The following is a 17,812-nucleotide window of genomic DNA, read 5'->3' on the forward strand; positions in this document are numbered from 1 at the left end:
CAGTACAGATCATCGAGCCTAAGAGCCTACGCCATCTCAGAATCAACCATTTAATTAGAATAGACAAACCTCCTAACCAAACGCACAGAGTTGCGCGTCACGCAACCTTCTGCTACAAATAATCTATCGATACATCATGAAGCTTGTATTTGACTCAACAAGCAGTGCTCAATCAAAAGCTGTCATTGCATGGTTGGGACGTTCAGCTAGGCAGGACATCAGTCATGACATCACAATCGGAAAATTTAACTGTCCAGCAATTGCGAAAACAGGGCTTGCTCGAAGCTCCAGCAGGAGCCGGTGCGCATTTTAAGGCCTTCCTAGAACGGAAAAATATGACTGCGGCAAGCGCAGCAAGAGACCTGAATATCGCAAAATCTACTGTTACAAGGTTCATCAATGGCGAAAGTGAACTTAGCATTGAGCTCGCCGCAAAAATTAACCGAACTTTTCAGATTTCCATCCCATTATTGTTTAAACTTGAGGCTGATTATAAATCTCATCAAGCAAAGTTAATCGCGCTCGAGCGAGCTTAAAGGGACATTATGCATAAGCCAGATGTAGTGAAAGGAATCGAAACCATTGCTGTAGCCGCGGGCAAAGCCATTATGGACATCTATAATGCTCCCGATTTTGCCGAGCGTGCCGCAGTATCGGTCAAGGGTGACGATAGCCCACTGACACAAGCGGATTTGAAAGCCCACCATATTATTGTGGATGGTTTAGGCGCGCTTGCTGACAAGGAACTGGCGGCGCTGCCGGTCTTGTCAGAGGAATCGGCTTTGGTCGATTGGTCGGTGCGCCGCACCTGGGATCGCTACTGGTTAGTGGACCCACTCGATGGCACCAAAGAATTTATCGAACGCAACGGTGAGTTCACGGTCAATATCGCGCTAATTGAGCACGGCGTGCCGATTCTTGGTGTAGTGTACGCACCAGCGTTACAGAAACTCTACTCAGGCGTTCGTGGTCAAGCGAGCTGGCTCAATGACTCGATATTGGGGACCAGCCACGAGCTTCGTGCGCCGCGTCCTGCTGGCTCGGTGCTACGAGTGGTTGGCTCACGGTCTCACCAATCGCCGGATATGGCGGATTTCTTGGCACAGTTAGACCAGCCCTACGAACTCGTACCCATGGGCAGCAGCTTAAAGATCTGCCTTCTCGCAGAAGGCTTGGCCGATTTATACCCACGTCTCGGTCTCACCTCGGAATGGGACACTGCCGCAGCACATGCTGTGCTACTTGGCGTTGGCCATGACATGCATGACCTCACCGGTGAACCGCTGCGTTACAACCAAAAAGAGTCGCTGCTCAATCCGTTTTTCATCGCACGCTGCTGATCACCACCACTGACTGGTTACTGGCTAGTAGCTAGCGGCGCGACGGAACAGGACGTCGAAGGTTTCGAGCGCCTCGCCTAGAACCGCATCGTCCATGGTTAGCGCTGGCAGAAAGCGGATCACGTTGCCGTAATAGCCACAGGACAACAAGATCAAGCCATGCTCAGGCGCCAACTGAATCAGCCGTTGCACCAGTTCAGTATTCGGTCGCCGAGCGTCGCCGTCGTGCACGAGTTCCAGCGCGATCATCGCTCCCACTTGGCGCACTTCCAGAATCAACTCTGGAAATTCGGTACGCAGAGCCCCTAAAGCCCGCGAGAATTCAGCGCCGATGGCAACCGCGCGCTCGATCAGCTGTTCGTCTTCAATCACATCCAGCACCGCGAGTGCTGCGGCGCAAGCCACCGGTGAGCCACCGTAGGTACCGCCCAAACCGCCGACGTGCGCGGCATCCATAATCTCGCTGCGACCCACTACAGCCGCCAATGGTAGGCCGCCAGCAATGCCTTTTGCCATGGTCATCAAGTCAGCTTCCACACCACTGTATTCGGCGCAGAACATGCGTCCCGTGCGACCAAAGCCCGTCTGAATTTCATCCAGAATCAATAGAATCCCATGCTCGTCACAAAGCTTCCGCAGCGCTTGCAGAAATGCCGGCGATGCCGCATAGAAGCCGCCTTCGCCCTGAATGGGCTCAACAATAATGGCCGCGACATCGGCAGCCGCAATTGACGCCTTAAAGATATGCTGCAAGCATGACAAGGATGTCTGTTCAGAGACACCGTGTGAACTCATCGGAAACGGTGCATGGTAGATATCTGCAGGGAATGGCCCAAACGTGGCTTTGTACGGCGCTACTTTGCCAGTCAACCCCATCGCTAAGTTAGTACGCCCATGAAAGCCGCCAGTAAATGCAATAACACCACGTCGACCGGTCGCCGCGCGCGCAATTTTCACGCAGTTCTCCACCGCTTCAGCGCCGGTACTCACGAACAACGCCTTTTTCGCTGAAGGGCCAGGTGCCAAGCGCGTTAAGCGCTCCGCCAACTCCACCGCAACTTCATACGGATTCACCATCACGCAGGTATGCGAAAAAGCTTCCAATTGCTGCTGCGCTGCTGCGACCACAGTCGGATGCGCGTGCCCCGTGTTGCACACTGCAATACCTGTGCCTAAGTCAATGTAGCGTTTACCCTCCACGTCCCACACTTCAGCATTCCGAGCGCGCTCCACATAAACCGGATACACATTACCTTGACCGCGGGCAAAGACCGCCAATTTACGTTGTTGTAATTCTGCATTTGTTGTCATCATCAATTCCTCAACTAACTCTTAAATTCCGCCAATACTTAAATATTTGGTTTCGACGTAGTCATCGAGCCCGTACTTCGAGCCTTCACGTCCGTAGCCACTTTGTTTCATGCCGCCAAACGGCGCGGCGGCGTTGGAGATCGCACCGTCATTGATGCCGACCATGCCAAACTGCAAACCTTCAGCTACCCGCAAGCAGCAGCCGATATCGCGGCTGTACAAATAAGCCGCTAATCCATACTCCGTCGCATTCGCTAACGCCAAAGCCTCGGCTTCATCGTGAAACTTGATCACCGGAGCAACAGGCCCAAACAGTTCCGACTGCGCTAGTTCAGAGTCATTCCGAACATCCGCCAGCACACAGGGCTGCAACCAAGCGCCTTCACCTGTCACGCCATCTACACCCACTAACCGCGCACCATCGGCCATCGCTCGCGTCAGCAACTCACGCAAACCTGCAGCGGCACGCTCATGAACCAGCGGCCCAATTTGCACATCAGCCGCCGAGCCATCATCGGTAAACGCGGAACCCATGCGTAACGCGCGAACGCGAGCCGCCAAACGCTCGGTAAACTCATCGGCAATAGCAGCATCCACTAGCACTCTGTTCGCGCATACACAGGTTTGTCCCGCGTTGCGAAACTTCGCCAGCATCAAGCCATCCAGCGCTGCTTCTATATCGGCATCGGCAAACACTATAAAAGGTGCATTGCCTCCTAATTCCAAAGACACGCGCTTCACTGTCGAGGCACACTGGGCAGCCAAAATACGCCCCACTCGAGTCGACCCGGTAAAACTAAACTTCGCGACCGCCGGATGCTGCGTTAGCACCTCACCAATAGCCGCCGAATCCGTGCCCGCCACCACCGCGAAGGCATCGACTGGAACTCCAGCGCGCACCGCCAACCGTTGCAAGGCAAAGGCTGACAACGGCGTCTCCTGCGCAGGCTTAGCTACCAATGTGCAACCCGCAGCTAAAGCAGCTGCTGCCTTGCGCGCCAGCATCGCCATTGGGAAATTCCACGGTGTGATCACGCCTACTACACCCACCGGCTGCTTGGTCACCAGAATGCGTTTGGAACTCGCTGGGGCCGGAATGGTATCGCCATAAAGCCGCGTGGCTTCTTCAGCAAACCACTGCACATAAGAGGCGCTGTACTCAATTTCACCGATGGCTTCAGCCACCGGTTTGCCTTGCTCATAACTCAGCAAAGCACCCAAATCAGCACGGTGTTCCAACAGCAAATCAGCCCAGAGAAACAGTACCTTGGCGCGCTCACGTGCCGCCAGCGCAGACCATGATGAAAACGCTTTAGCCGCGGCCAAAATCGCAACCTCAGCATCTCCCGCCAAGGCATCGGGTACCCACGCAAAGGCTGCACTCGTCGCCGGATTACTCACCGCAAAACTGCCTGCAGCCTCACTGAACCATGTCGCATCGAGCAAATCGTTGTCTACTACACCCTGCACAGGTTTCGGAATCATGTATGAGCTCCACTTCAGCAATCAAAGAATGCCGCTAGTAAAGCAAAACCCCTTTACTTCAATAAATATAAAGTTATAAATGTATACTTATAGAAATTTATAACTAAAGGCGCGTCATGTTCACAGATAGGCAACTAACCGACTTTGATCTCAAGTTACTGCAGGTGTTTCGTACTGTGGTCGAGTGCGGTGGCTTCAGTGCCGCGGAAACCGAGCTCAATGTAAGTCTCTCGGCTATTAGCACCTACATGAGTGATTTGGAAACGCGCCTTGGGCTCACCCTCTGTCGACGCGGCAGGCAGGGTTTTGCGCTCACTCGCGAGGGACAATCGGTGTACGCCGCTATCCTCGAGCTTAATGATGCCCACGACAGCTTTCGCCATGCCATTGCCAAAGTCAGCCGTGACCTAAGTGGTGAGCTGACCATTCTCTGTAGTGACCAACTCGATCAACCGCGCCAGCAACATTTAGCAAAGGCGTTGCACTATATCCACGCGCAAGCGCCCACCGTCGAAGTGAGTATTGACTTATTGCCGCTGCAGCAAATCGAACTTGCGCTACTCAAGAACCAAGCACACCTAGCACTTATGCCCGGTTATCGGCAAATGGATGGCTTGGCGTATCACCCTGCGTTTAGTACGCCCATCTACTTGTGCTGTGGCAAGGCGCATCCGTTGTTTCATCAAACAGACATCAACGAAACCGAGCTCAAGAACTTTCCAGCAGTACATCCCGGCGTCAACATCAATCCCGATGGCCGCAAATTGCTGCAACTACTTAAACCACAAGCCAAGGCGTATCAGTTCGATGCTCGCTTAAGTCTGATTTTATCCGGTGCTTATCTCGGCTTTTTGCCGGAGGCATTAGCGCACCCGTATATCGCATCCGGTGAGTTGCGCTTTATTGAGCCTGAGCGCTATCACTATCCGTTCGAGCAGTTTTGGGTGACGCGCAAGCAGCCACGGGAGCCAGAAAAAGTTGAATTAGCGCTCAAAGCAGTCAACTGGCACCATCAATGATCGAAAACTGGCTCTCGCACCTGTAACTGGAGTTGGTAAGGTGAGGGACACTAAATAACAATAATAAACAAGGATCCTGTTATGCACTCATTGGCAAAGGCAGTCGCGCCGAACGGTTACACCGCACGACTGATGCTCGCATTCTTAGCCACCGCAGGATTCTTCTATGTCAATTTAATGCCCGCTATTGTCAGTGGCTTGATCAATGGACTTGGATTCTCCAATCAAGACGCAGGCTTTATCGGTTCTTTGAATATATACGGTGCTGCCTTTGGGGCTTTTGCGGCCATTTTTATTATCCGCAAAATCCAATGGAAACCCGTTGCCTTGTTCTTGTTGGTCGTACTTATCGCCATGGACGGCTTTTCTATGCTCATCGACCAAGAACTCACCATGATGATCATGCGCTCGGTGCATGGTTTCGTCGGCGGCCTTCTCGTCGGCATTAGTTTTGCGGTGATTGCGCGTACCGAAGATCCGCACAAGACCTTCGGTATGCTGTTGTTTGTTCAGTTTGGTTTAGGCGGGCTGGGCGTGATGTTGTTGCCACCTTTGGTGCCAATTATGGGTAGTTGGATCCTGTTCGCATCGCTTATTGCTTTTTGTGTCATCTCCCTGATCATGTTGCAATTCCTGCCGGATTATCCGGTTCAGATACGCGACCCCAAGCAAATTATTGCACCGGTGCAAAAGCGTCCGCTCGGCTTTGCCATCTTCTCGGTCTTTCTCTTCCAAGCTGCCAATATGGCACTGTATGCCTACATCATTGATCTGGGTGAGGTCGCAGGTCTCAATCTCGATTCCACTATCAGCCCAGCGCTTGGCGTGTCGGCTTGGTTGGGTCTTGCTGGCTCTGGCTTTGTGGTCTTGATGGGCGCTAAGTTTGGCCGTACTTTGCCAATTCTGGGCGGTATCCTGATTACCGCAGCAGCCACCTTTGCTTTGCATTACAGCTTCCATGAGTGGGTATTCTGGCTGGCCAATATCTTGGTTGGTATTACCTGGGCATTCTCGATTGCCTACCTACTGGGCGTCTGCAGCGAATTCGACAAAGCAGGCCAAATGGCGGCACTTGGCGGCTTTGCCTCCAAAATGGGTTTAGCTTCAGGCCCCATGTTCGCTGCCTTTATTGTGGCTGACTCTGACTACGGGCAACTCATTACCATTGCCACCGTATTATTAATTGCCGCGGCATTTATTTCGCTGTACCCGTCGCGCATCCTCGACCAGCAGTCTGCCAACGAAAGCATCTAGACAGCGCCCGTCGACACCCTCTACACTGCGTGCATGATGCAGCCATTATTTGTTCTCGACACGCAAGCTTCTAGCAACGGAGCGGCCAATTTACAGCAACAGCTGATGCAAAAGCTGGTGCAGGCCATTTCTATGGGCCATTTTGCCTGTGGCAGTAAAATGCCGTCCAGCCGCAAGCTCGCCGAACAGCTCGGCATCGCGCGGAACACCGTGGTTGCGGCCTATGAGCAGTTAATCGACGAAGGCTATCTCGAAAGTAAAGAACGCAGCGGCATTTATGTCCGCGCTGACTTGTACGATCAGCACGCTCTCGAACCGCACAGCGAACAGCTGCAAACACCCAATGAACCTGAACAACAACTGCAAGAACATGACTGGCAGCGGCGGCTGAATAAACTCCGACTGGATCATCTAGCACCACCCTATCCACCGAATTGGCAGCAATACCCCTACCCCTTTATTGATGGTCAGTTTGATCCCAGCCTATTCCCGGTCCAGCAGTGGCGCGAGTGCTCCAAACTCAGCTTAAACGTCAACGAAATTAAGAATTGGGCATCCGATAGCGGGCACGACGACGATACCTTACTGACCGAAGAAATTCGCACCAAAGTGCTGCCCCGCCGCGGTATCTACGCCAATAAAGATGAGATTCTAGTCACTTTGGGTTCACAGCACGGCTTGTACTTACTCACCCGCTTGCTGCTGAATAACCAAACCTTGGTGACTATTGAAGAGCCAGGGTATCCGGGCATACGCCAACTCGCGCAACAAGCGTACAGTCCTATTCACTTAGCGGAAGTGGATGAAAGTGGCATTATCCCCAGCCAAATTCCGGCGCATACCGATGTGTTGTACGTCACGCCTAGTCATCAAATGCCAACCGCAGTCACTATGCCCATGGCACATCGCGAACAAATTATTCAGCAAGCGCGTGATGATGACTTCATCATTATTGAAGATGATTATGAGAGTGAAAGTAACTTTGTCGCGCAGCCGCACCCTGCTATCAAGAGCTTGGACACCGACGGCCGCGTGGTTTATGTCAGCAGCTTCTCCAAGGTATTAGCGCCTGGGCTGCGTCTTGGCTTTATGGTCGCGCCAGCACCTTTGATCAAACAAGCGCGGCAATTGCGGACTCTGATTTCACGCCATCCACCGGCCAATAATCAGCGCGTCATGGGCTTATTCCTGTCACTGGGCTATTACGACCAAACCCTACGTAAATTGAATCATGAACTGGCTGAGCGTTGGCAGGAAATGCGCGAAGCACTGAATCATTATTTGTCCACGCGTATTGTGACCAGTCGCACTGTCGGCGGCAGTACCTGCTGGATTGAAGGGCCAACTCAACTCGACAGCCGCGAGTTTGCGGCTGAAGCAGCCAAACAAGGGATCTTGATTGAGCCGGTCACGCGCTTTTTCGGCGGTAGTACCAAGCCTCATCATTACTTCCGCCTCGGTGTCAGTAGCATTAAAACCGAGTCGATTCGCGCCGGCGTCGAACTCTTGGCACAACTGATGCGGCAATGGGAGCAGCAAGATGCCACCCGTCAACAAACCGCAGACCAGTGGGGCAAGCGCCTCCGTGGCGCCAAGCTGCGCGACTTTGCCAGCCGCGTCGAATTTATCGGCCGCACCGTATTCGGCGACCCCTACCGAATTCGCTTACATGCCGACGGCAGCATGGTGGGTTGGGAAGGCTATCAAGATGAGCGCCACGACTCTGGCCAATGGTGGCTGGAGGGTGATCGCTGGTTCCGTCAATGGCAAGAATGGAGCTACGGCGAAACCCTCGGCTTTGAAATCTATACCGACAACAATCGTATCAACTGGGTGCGCGACGGCAAACTGGTCGATTCGGCGTTCTTTCGCCTACACCCTATCGCCGAAACAGCAGCCACAGCCGAAACTGGCTCTTAAACTCGTCCATAACTGGACCTATTCGTCCCCGCCGTAAAAATCTACCGTAGATCCATGTCCCAAATTGGAGTCATGGATGTCTGACAACATATTTACCCTTGCTGGGTTACAACTGAACCTCAGCGCCAACACGGATAACTTCGAGCATATCGAAGCCCAAGTGATGGCAGCTAAGCGCCGCTATCCACATCTGCAAATGGTGGTGATTCCGGAACTGGCAACCTTTGGCCCAGCGCCACGTTATGCTGCCAAACTCCCGTGTAAAACCGACAAGAAGTTTCAGCAGCTTGCCCGCGATGCCAGCATTTGGCTGTGCAATGGCTCTCTGTTTGAGCGCGACGGCGACCACATCTACAACACCGCCAGTGTTTACAACCCGCAAGGTGAAGTGGTCTGTCGCCATCGCAAACTTTACCCATTCTTACCTTATGAAGAGGGTATTAGTGCTGGTACTGAGGCGCAGGTGTTTACCATCCCTGGCGTGGCAACCTTTGGTGTTTCGATTTGCTACGACCTCTGGTTCCCTGAAACCACCCGCTCGCTCGTTTGGCAAGGTGCCGAAGTGATTCTGCATCCCACGCTGACCAATACTATCGACCGTGATACTGAACTCGCTATTGCCCGCGCCAGCGCCGCCACGAATCAAGCCTACGTGATCTCGGTGAACGCTGCCGCCAGCATCGGTGTGGGGCGCTCCATTATTGCAGGCCCAGGCGGTGAAGTGATTCACCAAGCAGGTGATCAGCACGAAATGATTTTGATTGACCTCGATCTCAATTACTTGCGCCGTGTCCGTGAAAACGGCTGGCACAGCTTGGGACAACCATTGAAAAGTTTCCGCGATGCTGCGCATTCGTTCCCGCAGTATCAAGCTCAACGCTCAGCGAGTCTGGATGCACTCGGACCGCTAGCAAAACCAAAAACTTCCTGAAAAAGCATGACTTTTTCAGACATAATAATAAACAGAGGGGATAGCCCGATGACAACCACAAACGTAACCACAGACAACATGCATAATCCAAAATTTAGCCGCTCGCCGCTTGCGCTTGCCGTGAGTTCAGCATTGCTGCTTGGCGCTTTCGCACAGCCACTCGCTGCACAAGAGCAAGACGCTGAAGCGCGCGCTGAAGCCGATGAACGTATTACCGTCACCGCCACTCGCCGCCCTACGACGGTGAATGAAATTCCTTACAACATCTCGGTACTGTCGGGTTCTGAGTTAGAAGAACGCAACATTGTCGACCAAGTGGACGTGATGCGTGAAACCCCGGGGATCACTGTGGTCGACCGTGGCTATCGGAACTCAGGCGTCATCAATAACATTGTGATCCGCGGTATGAACGTGGACTCCGCAGGTAACGGTGACTTTGCAGTGAATGCGGTACCTACGGTCAGCACTTATGTAAATGACACGCCGCTGTTCGCCAACTTCATCTTGAAAGATGTGGATGCGGTAGAAATTCTGCGCGGACCACAAGGCACCTTGTATGGCTCGGGGTCACTGGCAGGTACCGTGCGCTATCGTTTGAACAAGCCAGATCTCTACAGCGGCTATGCTCGCGTGGAAGGTGGTTTGGCACAAGCCGAAGGCTCTGATGGCTTTAACAAAAACTACTTTGCGCTCGTTAACCAACCTTTAAGCGAGACTTTGGCCGTGCGCGGCTTTATTGGGCGTATTGATAACGAAGGTATTGTCGACTACGCCAATGTGTATGCGCTGGATGGCAATGGCGAGCCGGTTGCCCAAGGTGGTGATATTGCCAACGGTGACCCGGTATTCGAACGCGTTGAAGACGCCGACACCGCAGAAATCACCTACGGCCGAGTAGGCGTATTGTGGCAACCGAATGACAACTTCTCTGCCCTGTTCAGCCACCATTTCCAAGAAGATGACATTGGCGGTCGTCGTCAAGTCACCACTGGCACCAACTGGGTGGATGGCACCGAGCAGCCGTACGATGACTACGAAAATGGTGCGGTTCATCGCGAACCAGCCGAGCGTGAAGTCAGCGCCACCTCACTGGAATTAGAGTGGGACCTTGGCTTTGCTACTTTGTCATCGAGCACGTCTGACTATGAGCATGAGGGCTCATCAACTTCAGATAACAGCGGCTTCTACGCACAAAACAACTGGTTTGCATGGTACTACGGTGGCAGTCCACGCCCGCTCGCTATCGCGAATCGTTTCTATGAAGACTCAGGCTTTACGCAAGAATTGCGCTTAGTATCCAACGGCTCGAACGAGTTCGACTGGATTATTGGTGCGTTCTACTTCGATCAAGACACCGCATCAGGCCAAGACAGTCTGATGCCAGGCTTTAGCACCTGGGCGCAAGCCAGCGGATTTGACGACACCCTTGCAAGCTGGGGCGGCACGCTCACCGACCAAGACTTCTTGTATCGCGACACACGCAGCGTGAAAGAGCTGTCGTTCTACGGTGAGTTGACTTGGAACATGACCGACAAACTCAGCGCGACGTTCGGGTTACGTCACTTCGACAACGATATCAGCAACGACACCACCATTGAGCTACCGATTTATCCGGGCCCAGCCAATGTGGATTCTGACTTTGACGACAACGGCACCTTGTTCAAAGCCAACGTCTCATATGACGTATCCGCTGACCTGATGTGGTACGCCACGGTGTCCGAAGGTTATCGTCGCGGCGGTACCAGCGCAGTACCTCTAACGGGCGCCTTTGCGGAAAACCCAGAATATCTCAGCTATGCCCCAGACAGTGTTGTGAACATGGAAACGGGTATCAAAGGCTCGGTGAATCGTCACAATTACTCGATCAGCTTGTTCCGCATGGATTGGGAAGATCCGCAACTGAACATCGCCACACCAAACTGGGGCTTCTACGCTGCAGTAAACGGCGAAGAAGCACGTAGCCAAGGTTTAGAAGCGGAATTCAAAGGCTTCCTCACCGACAATATTAAGTATAACTTGGGCTATGCCTACGTTGATGCGGAACTAACGAAAGATTTGGTGGTGCCATCAGGCAACCAAGCCAACCCTTCAAGCTACGTTTATGCTGTAGCCGGCGAGCAATTGCCTAGCATGGCGAAGAACACCTTCAGCGCTGGCTTGAACCACTCCATGGATCTCGACAGCGGCTATTACTTAGTCAGCAATGTCAGTGCTTACTATCAGTCTGACTCGCGCAATGCCTTGGGCAGCAATCCAAACTTTGACATCGACTTGCCGTCATTCTGGATTGCCAACGCCTCAACCACCTTGCACGCGGATGACTGGAAGGTTACGCTCTTCGTGAAAAATATCTTCAACGAGGAAGGGGTGACGGGCGTGTTGTCAGAAGGCTACATGGGCACGGACCCGGACGAGAACTTCTATGGTAATAGCTCGAAACAATACATCAGTCAGCCACGTACCATCGGCATTCAGTTTAGCTACGACTTCGGCTGGTAAGCATGCAGGATAGTTCCAGCCTAGCTGCGGCTGCGCTGCGAGCTTCTGAAGCAAGCAACTATAACGCGGCGGTAGATCTCTATCGCCGCGCTCTTGTATCTGCTAGTGCGGCTGCGCGTCCGACGCTGCTGTTCAACCTCGCCACGATGCTTCGCATCACTGGCGATCTTGCGGGCGCTGAACGCTGCTTAGATGAAGTGCTTGAGCTGCGTCCCGACGACGCGGAAGCTTGGCTCCTGCGCAGCGGTCTGCGGCGCTGGTCGCTTACTTCTGAAGGTGGGGATAACCATGTGGTGGCGTTGCGGGCGGCACTGGCTCGCGCTGCTTCGGGTGCGGTTAAGGCACGGGTGCAACTGGGCTTTGCCCTTGCCAAAGAACTCGAAGACTGTGCTGTCGGCGCGGATGATGCAGAGCTACTCACCGAAAGCTTTGCGGTGCTACGCACTGCCTGCGCATTGCGGCGCCAACATATCCAATACGACATAGCGGACGACCTCGCCACTCTTACCGCCCTGCGCGACCGCGCGGCACAAGTTGCTCCTTTGCTTACTGCTGCGGCAACGCGTTCCAGTGGGGCGAGGCCGATCTTTGTGGTGAGCTTACCGCGAGCTGGCTCAACCTTGCTGGAGCGTATGCTGGGCTGCGCGGAAGGCGTGCATCTGGCTGGTGAGTTGAATCAGTTCCCAGCGGCTTTGGGGCAAGAGTTGAAGCGGACGTTTATCGCCGCAAATCCTGCAGGCGCCGCGCGGCCACCACGAAAAGCGGAATTGGTGGGTTTAACGGATGCTTTGGATTTCGCAGCTATGGGCGCGGCCTACCGTGCCAACGTGCCATCGCTACCCGCGGAAACTCGGGCGTTTGTCGACAAGCTGCCGCTGAATTTACTCAATATCGAGCACATTTTCCGCGCGCTACCCGACGCCCACATTGTCTATGTACGCCGCCAACGCGAAGATCATTGCTACGCCATCCTCAAGCAGCTTTTCGCTCAAGCCTATCCATGGTCGTACTCTACAGACGAATGCTGCGCCTACTACGACGCCGTCACCGACATGATGCAGCCCTGGCTGAGCGCCAAACTGCCGCGTTTACACGTGATCGATTACGAGGAGCTCGTCCAACAACCCGAAACCACCTCACGCGCACTATTCGATGCCCTCGACCTCACCTGGACACCAGCAGTACTCGACTTCCACCGCCGCAATAGCAGCGCCAGCACCACCGCCAGCGCCGCCCAAGTGCGCCAACCCCTCACCTCCCGCAGCATCGGCCTCGGCCAGCGCTTCTTTGCAGGCTAGTGCCTCATCAAGGCTGTGCTCGCTGCGACTTTGCCGCATCCAACTGCTGACGAAACTGCTTCAGGCTCTGCTGTTCTTCGGCAGAAAGAGCCGACATCTGTTCCTCATGCAACGCAACTTGCCTATCGAGATCATTGAATCGATGTGGCAACGGGCCGGCGTTATACAGCTGACCCAGCCAACCTACCATCAACAAGGAAGGACTGTTGGCGGTATCGGCTTGCACCATACGCTGCCACGCAATTTCAAAATCACACGGATGGTCCCGATAGTAGCGACGCATCTCAATACCCGCCAGAACGATATTGCCTAAATAGTGGGTCCGGTTGAGATTCAGCGCGTTCTTCGCAGCATACTCAGCGTCCTGCATATTGCCTTGCATCTGTCGAATCTGCGCAATAAAAGCGCGGGGCTCGGGTCGATCGGGATATTGATTTGCGAGGTCCTCTGCTTTACCGACAGCAACCGGAATATCCGCAGGGCCCGTCAGTTGAATCGCTGCCAGCTCTGGCATACTTTGCTGAATCGTCTTGCCAATAAGATTGTACTGCGGCTCAGCACCCTTGCCCCAGCGCTCCTGCCATTTCGCTTCAATATCCTCCATCTCCATGAAGTCGGCATTGCCATTTGCAGGAATGGGCATCAATGCCCAAGCATCAAAATATTCCCGCTGCAACGTTTGCCGCGTGGTCTCCGCTTTCAACAATATCTCGTCCGCAACATCCTCATTCGGATCCAGTTGCTGCTGCCAACAATAAGCGGCAAACAAATCGCGATAACCATCACGCGAAGCATACACATTTCGATCAATCGCTTGCATGGGCTCCAAGTAAAACGAAATCAGCTCCAACTTAGCTTCATTACCATTATTCTGCGCCGAAGCCTTCAAGCGCTGCTCATGGTCTTTTCGCATCATCAACTCGTCCGCCGCGGCAGCAACTGGCAGCGCTGCCATCACCACCACCATAAACATCCCTAATCGCATAGTTCTTGTCCTCATAATCCCAATACCACGATTAATCATAGACCAAGAAACCCAGTTGTCAGCCCCCACTCCGAGGGGGGCTTCTGCAAAGCGTGACGACATGCTCCCACGACTATCAAGCAGGCATTCACAAATAAAATACTTCACCCGTAAGTCATCACAGAAATTAGTACGTATGTTGGGGAGCCCCCTGGAAAAATGTGTTCACACGCATCAAATATGAAATAAATAGGGGTGCTGATGCAGCAAATATGCCACAAGTTTTTCCATATCTGCGGCACATGAACCAATAATCTTCAAGGCATACCGAATACTCGCTCCTCGCTATTTGCGAGTTGCTGTTCACTGTTCACTGTTCACTGCTCACCAAATACCGTCTATTATATTAGTCAATTATACTTAAATAGTTATTTTATGACTGTTATATTAGACATGTATTGACAATTTAGTAATTTATGACTAGTTTATTAGACAGTTATTAATTGAGGCTCACGATGCTAGTTACACTACAACTTTTCAATGATGGTCAGTGGCAGGATGGCTTTCAGTTGCAACTGCTCCAGCCCGAACTCGGCCGCCGAACTCCGGAAAAATTGCAGCGATGGGGGCTTATCGCATGAGTAAAAAGCAGCCAATAGATCGGTTCAAGCTGAAGGCTGAGCTGGTACAACAGATGCTGGACGGTACTATCAGTATGGGCCAAGTCGGAAAGCGGATTCGGTCGGAAGGCTTACAGATGACTCAAGAGGAAGTCTGTAAGCTGCTTGGGCTGAGTCGGCAAGTGGTCAGTGATATCGAAAACGATAAAGGCAATCCACGCCTCGATAGCTTGCGGAAGTACTTCAAGCTTATGGGCTTGGAGATCGCGTTGTTGCCGCGGCAACGCAGCGAACTCCAACCCATCACGTCAACTACCTAGCCCCGCGTTACTGGCAGGCGGGGCTGATTTTGTTGAGTTCGTTCACGGTTTGCGTGAAGCCGTACTCGTTATTGTCGCTCACGTAGTAGTACACCATGTCGTTCGGCAGTAATACCACGCCAATACCACCAAAGCCTGACATGTAGGGAACCCAACTGTTGCTAGGGCAACTGATAATACTGGATGCGCCCAAGTCATAGGCCCAGAAACCATACCGATAACGACTACTCGATGTGCCCGTGGTGACGCCGCCATTGCTGGTGGTCTGCATAGTATCGGCGAGCATGGTGGGGTCGAGTACCTGCTGCGAATCAACCACACCGTCATCGATGCTGGCGAAACGTCCCAGTTTCAGGAAGTCATCGCTGAGTAAACTGAGTCCGAAGCCGGCCCATGGCATAGCCACGGTGTCGTAGCTGCGGCGAGTGCCGTAGCTCATTGGGCTGAGCTCTAATGGCTGCCATAATTCAGGGACTAGCAAGTCATTGTAGTAATCAGCGGTGCTGCCTTCTTGCTGCTGATAGAAGGCTTGCATACCAGCACTTAAGATATAAGTGTCGGAGCTGTGATACACAAACAATGAACCCGGTGTCGACTTACGCGGATAATGACAAGCATGACTGATTTTGTCAGCATGCGTCGCGGTCAAAAAGAAGTCGTTGACGGTTTCGGTCGAGCCTTCATCAACTGAATCACCAGAGGAGTCATAGTTACCTGTCACCATGCCAAGCGCATCAGCAAAGGTCACATCACTCCAACGGCTCGTTGGACATTGACTGACATAATCACTGACAATGAGGTCTTTCTGCGAACCACTGTAGCGATTCTCCAAAGCCATCAACGCATAACCACCCACCACCGACTTCGCGGTTGAGTAGGACGGCAAAGCCATCACATCACAGAATGGATAATCACCCTGCCGCGTGGCACAAGCACCTTGATAATGCACACCGTTGTAATAAACGCCATAAGCACTGCGATGACTGGCAGACTGATCACTACCAATTGCACTGACGCTCACGCCAGAACTGGGGTAATCGGTCGCCAATGCGCTCAGCGGCTTCACTGGGATGCGCGCTGCTTTTTCGGCCTCATAGGCACTGATCACGGCGCTCGCAGAGCTGATGGTTTGCGGGTCATAGTCGGCAGCGAGCTTGCCATGGAGGTTGTACTTGAAGTACTGACAGGTTTCCTGCGCAACTTGATACGCCACCTCAGAAATGCTGCCATCATCCTTAAACAAGAACGTCATCACGCCATTATGAATACAATTGGCATTGACCTCTTGCAGCGCAAACGGCAACGCCACGCGACTATAACCTTGATCACCTGTTTCCTGCCACACCCGGCCTGGCGATAAAATCAAATCCCACGACGGATGCCCAGTCTGAATCAACTGCCGCTCGAGCGGCAACAAATGGGTCCCATGCTGCACAAACTCATAAGCAAAGCTCGGCAGAGTCTCTGGCGTGGTATAGGCACTCGCAAGACTAGTGCCCTGCTCGGTCAGCGTGCCGGCCTCAATAGTTAGCGTCAGCGTCCCACTGAAAGTATTCGTTGGATTCGCGGCTTCCGCAGGCACCGCATAATGCTGATAATTCACCAGCCCCACCTGCTGAGTCCCCAGCAACTGCGTCGCCGTCAAGCTTGTCCGACCGGTGTCTCCATCCCCATTGAAGCAATCATAGTCACAGGTGCCGGGGTCTGGGTCTGGATCTGGCTCCGGGTCTGGGTCGGGTTCGCCGCTGATAGCCAAACCGGTTAGCACCACGTTATCGCCATAGCAATAATTGCCATACAAGGTATAGGCGCGGAAGCGCACGCGAACGTCGGCATTGTCATCCAGCCCACTGGTTTGGTTGCCAGTGGTAAAGCTGCCGTCATCAGCACCGTTACCTAGAGTGACGAGCGACTGCCATGACTGTCCGGCATTGCTGGACACTTCGGCATAACAAAAGTCACCATTGACGAGATACAACGCCCCTAAATCCATACTGAGCTGCACATTCTCATAGCCGCTGGTATCGACGGCGATTTCCGCTTGTCGCAGACCATCGAGTCGCAGCGACAGATTCCCCTGATAGGTATTGATCTGGTCGTTGCCATCACCGCTCACGGTCCAGTTGGCATAGCTGCCATCTTGGAAGTCATCGCTAAATAAGCCACCAGAGCTGGTAATAGGATCACCGGTGAGCAACACATTGTCGCCGTAGCAGTAGTTACCAAACAACGTATTTGCACGGAACCTCAGACGCACATCTGTGAGATCATCTAGCCCCGCTGCGACGGTTCCGGTCAGAAAGCTGCCATTGTCCTGACCATTGTTGACGGTTTGGACATTGCTCCAGCTCTGTCCACCATTGGTGGAATACTCGGCATGGCAAGAATCACCACTAACCAAATACAAGCCACCGAGATCCATACTCAGTTGGACATTCTCATAACCACTGGTGCTCAACTGCCACTGCGCCTGCCTAAGGCCATCCAGCCTCAGCGAATAATTCCCCAAATACAAATTGGCTGTGTCATTGCCATTACCACTAAGGGTCCAATTGGCATACTCGCCATCCTGAAAATCATCACTCGCCACGGTATCGGCGTGCGCACTAGGCACAGCTACTGCCGCCACGAGGTACAAACAAACTGCAAAAGGTACAAACGTATTCATGCGTTTCATAACCTGCATCCTGTTCAAAAAATATGCAGGATTACCATGCCACCCACACTGGCTCCCCCATAGAGCCAGTTCCCACCAATCGATAGAACCAACCGCCGCTGGGCTGGGCTGGGCTGGGCTGGGCTGGGCTGGGCTGGGCTGGGCTGGGCTGGGCTGGGCTGGGCTGGGCTGGGC

The 17,812-nt window shown here is 53.2% G+C and carries 14 protein-coding genes; 10 read left to right on the forward strand and 4 right to left on the reverse strand.

Annotated features, from left to right (window positions below; translation table 11 throughout):
• Nucleotides 1-224: 224 nt before the first annotated feature.
• Together ACN0S4_RS03215 and cysQ are read left to right on the forward strand one after the other, a co-directional pair.
• Nucleotides 225-536: a helix-turn-helix transcriptional regulator gene (locus tag ACN0S4_RS03215; RefSeq protein ID WP_417656271.1), complete on the forward strand. Its 312-nt coding sequence runs from the start codon at nucleotides 225-227 to the stop codon at nucleotides 534-536.
• 9 nt (nucleotides 537-545) lie between these two features.
• Nucleotides 546-1,340 carry a 3'(2'),5'-bisphosphate nucleotidase CysQ gene (gene cysQ / locus ACN0S4_RS03220; protein ID WP_417656272.1) on the forward strand — a complete coding sequence of 265 codons (795 nt, stop codon included), beginning with the start codon at nucleotides 546-548 and terminating at the stop codon, nucleotides 1,338-1,340.
• 24 nt (nucleotides 1,341-1,364) lie between these two features.
• On the opposite strand, the gene gabT is transcribed toward cysQ, so the two are convergent.
• Both gabT and ACN0S4_RS03230 read right to left on the reverse strand, forming a co-directional pair.
• Nucleotides 1,365-2,654 (reverse strand): 4-aminobutyrate--2-oxoglutarate transaminase, encoded by a 1,290-nt coding sequence (gene gabT / locus ACN0S4_RS03225; protein ID WP_417656273.1) that lies wholly within the window; start codon nucleotides 2,652-2,654, stop codon nucleotides 1,365-1,367.
• Between the two features lie 18 nt (nucleotides 2,655-2,672).
• Entirely contained in the window at nucleotides 2,673-4,136 is a 1,464-nt protein-coding gene (locus tag ACN0S4_RS03230; RefSeq protein WP_417656274.1) for an NAD-dependent succinate-semialdehyde dehydrogenase, read from the reverse strand.
• 116 nt (nucleotides 4,137-4,252) lie between these two features.
• Between ACN0S4_RS03230 and ACN0S4_RS03235 the strand changes: the two genes are divergently transcribed.
• The 6 genes from ACN0S4_RS03235 (at nucleotide 4,253) to ACN0S4_RS03260 (ending at nucleotide 13,057) form a co-directional block, all read left to right on the forward strand.
• Nucleotides 4,253-5,155, forward strand: a complete 903-nt coding sequence (locus ACN0S4_RS03235) for a LysR family transcriptional regulator (protein WP_417656275.1) — start codon at nucleotides 4,253-4,255, stop codon at nucleotides 5,153-5,155.
• A gap of 81 nt (nucleotides 5,156-5,236) precedes the next feature.
• Nucleotides 5,237-6,409, forward strand: coding sequence for an MFS transporter (locus ACN0S4_RS03240; RefSeq protein WP_417656276.1), 1,173 nt, complete (start codon nucleotides 5,237-5,239; stop codon nucleotides 6,407-6,409).
• Nucleotides 6,410-6,442: 33 nt separating this feature from the next.
• Nucleotides 6,443-8,329, forward strand: coding sequence for a PLP-dependent aminotransferase family protein (locus ACN0S4_RS03245; protein WP_417656277.1), 1,887 nt, complete (start codon nucleotides 6,443-6,445; stop codon nucleotides 8,327-8,329).
• 76 nt (nucleotides 8,330-8,405) lie between these two features.
• Nucleotides 8,406-9,260 carry a carbon-nitrogen hydrolase family protein gene (locus ACN0S4_RS03250; RefSeq protein ID WP_417656278.1) on the forward strand — a complete coding sequence of 285 codons (855 nt, stop codon included), beginning with the start codon at nucleotides 8,406-8,408 and terminating at the stop codon, nucleotides 9,258-9,260.
• 48 nt (nucleotides 9,261-9,308) lie between these two features.
• A complete protein-coding gene (locus tag ACN0S4_RS03255) occupies nucleotides 9,309-11,759 on the forward strand; it encodes a TonB-dependent receptor (protein WP_417656279.1) in 2,451 nt (816 codons plus the stop codon).
• Nucleotides 11,760-11,905: 146 nt separating this feature from the next.
• Nucleotides 11,906-13,057, forward strand: coding sequence for a sulfotransferase family protein (locus ACN0S4_RS03260; protein WP_417656280.1), 1,152 nt, complete (start codon nucleotides 11,906-11,908; stop codon nucleotides 13,055-13,057).
• Nucleotides 13,058-13,064: 7 nt separating this feature from the next.
• On the opposite strand, the gene ACN0S4_RS03265 is transcribed toward ACN0S4_RS03260, so the two are convergent.
• Entirely contained in the window at nucleotides 13,065-14,042 is a 978-nt protein-coding gene (locus ACN0S4_RS03265) for a hypothetical protein (RefSeq protein WP_417656281.1), read from the reverse strand.
• A 494-nt stretch (nucleotides 14,043-14,536) separates the two neighbouring features.
• Here ACN0S4_RS03265 and ACN0S4_RS03270 point away from each other — a divergent pair, with 494 nt between their 5' ends.
• Complete coding sequence (locus tag ACN0S4_RS03270) at nucleotides 14,537-14,662, forward strand: hypothetical protein (protein ID WP_417656282.1); 126 nt, start codon at nucleotides 14,537-14,539, stop codon at nucleotides 14,660-14,662.
• Entirely contained in the window at nucleotides 14,659-14,961 is a 303-nt protein-coding gene (locus ACN0S4_RS03275; RefSeq protein ID WP_417656283.1) for a helix-turn-helix transcriptional regulator, read from the forward strand. The genes ACN0S4_RS03270 and ACN0S4_RS03275 overlap by 4 nt, the downstream gene beginning before the upstream one ends.
• A gap of 7 nt (nucleotides 14,962-14,968) precedes the next feature.
• Here ACN0S4_RS03275 and ACN0S4_RS03280 read toward each other — a convergent pair whose 3' ends face one another.
• Complete coding sequence (locus ACN0S4_RS03280; protein ID WP_417656284.1) at nucleotides 14,969-17,638, reverse strand: hypothetical protein; 2,670 nt, start codon at nucleotides 17,636-17,638, stop codon at nucleotides 14,969-14,971.
• Nucleotides 17,639-17,812 lie beyond the last annotated feature (174 nt).

This window comes from Pseudidiomarina aestuarii, assembly GCF_048263735.1.
Lineage (GTDB): Bacteria > Pseudomonadota > Gammaproteobacteria > Enterobacterales > Alteromonadaceae > Pseudidiomarina > Pseudidiomarina aestuarii_B.

What these genes read in the sequence shown, in the direction of transcription:
- ACN0S4_RS03215 (WP_417656271.1), top strand. Translation starts at nt 225, where the DNA reads ATGACATCACAATCGGAAAATTTAACTGTCCAGCAATTGCGAAAACAG.
- cysQ (WP_417656272.1), top strand. Translation starts at nt 546, where the DNA reads ATGCATAAGCCAGATGTAGTGAAAGGAATCGAAACCATTGCTGTAGCC.
- gabT (WP_417656273.1), bottom strand. Translation starts at nt 2,654, where the DNA reads ATGATGACAACAAATGCAGAATTACAACAACGTAAATTGGCGGTCTTT.
- ACN0S4_RS03230 (WP_417656274.1), bottom strand. Translation starts at nt 4,136, where the DNA reads ATGATTCCGAAACCTGTGCAGGGTGTAGTAGACAACGATTTGCTCGAT.
- ACN0S4_RS03235 (WP_417656275.1), top strand. Translation starts at nt 4,253, where the DNA reads ATGTTCACAGATAGGCAACTAACCGACTTTGATCTCAAGTTACTGCAG.
- ACN0S4_RS03240 (WP_417656276.1), top strand. Translation starts at nt 5,237, where the DNA reads ATGCACTCATTGGCAAAGGCAGTCGCGCCGAACGGTTACACCGCACGA.
- ACN0S4_RS03245 (WP_417656277.1), top strand. Translation starts at nt 6,443, where the DNA reads ATGATGCAGCCATTATTTGTTCTCGACACGCAAGCTTCTAGCAACGGA.
- ACN0S4_RS03250 (WP_417656278.1), top strand. Translation starts at nt 8,406, where the DNA reads ATGTCTGACAACATATTTACCCTTGCTGGGTTACAACTGAACCTCAGC.
- ACN0S4_RS03255 (WP_417656279.1), top strand. Translation starts at nt 9,309, where the DNA reads ATGACAACCACAAACGTAACCACAGACAACATGCATAATCCAAAATTT.
- ACN0S4_RS03260 (WP_417656280.1), top strand. Translation starts at nt 11,906, where the DNA reads ATGCTTCGCATCACTGGCGATCTTGCGGGCGCTGAACGCTGCTTAGAT.
- ACN0S4_RS03265 (WP_417656281.1), bottom strand. Translation starts at nt 14,042, where the DNA reads ATGCGATTAGGGATGTTTATGGTGGTGGTGATGGCAGCGCTGCCAGTT.
- ACN0S4_RS03270 (WP_417656282.1), top strand. Translation starts at nt 14,537, where the DNA reads ATGCTAGTTACACTACAACTTTTCAATGATGGTCAGTGGCAGGATGGC.
- ACN0S4_RS03275 (WP_417656283.1), top strand. Translation starts at nt 14,659, where the DNA reads ATGAGTAAAAAGCAGCCAATAGATCGGTTCAAGCTGAAGGCTGAGCTG.
- ACN0S4_RS03280 (WP_417656284.1), bottom strand. Translation starts at nt 17,638, where the DNA reads ATGAAACGCATGAATACGTTTGTACCTTTTGCAGTTTGTTTGTACCTC.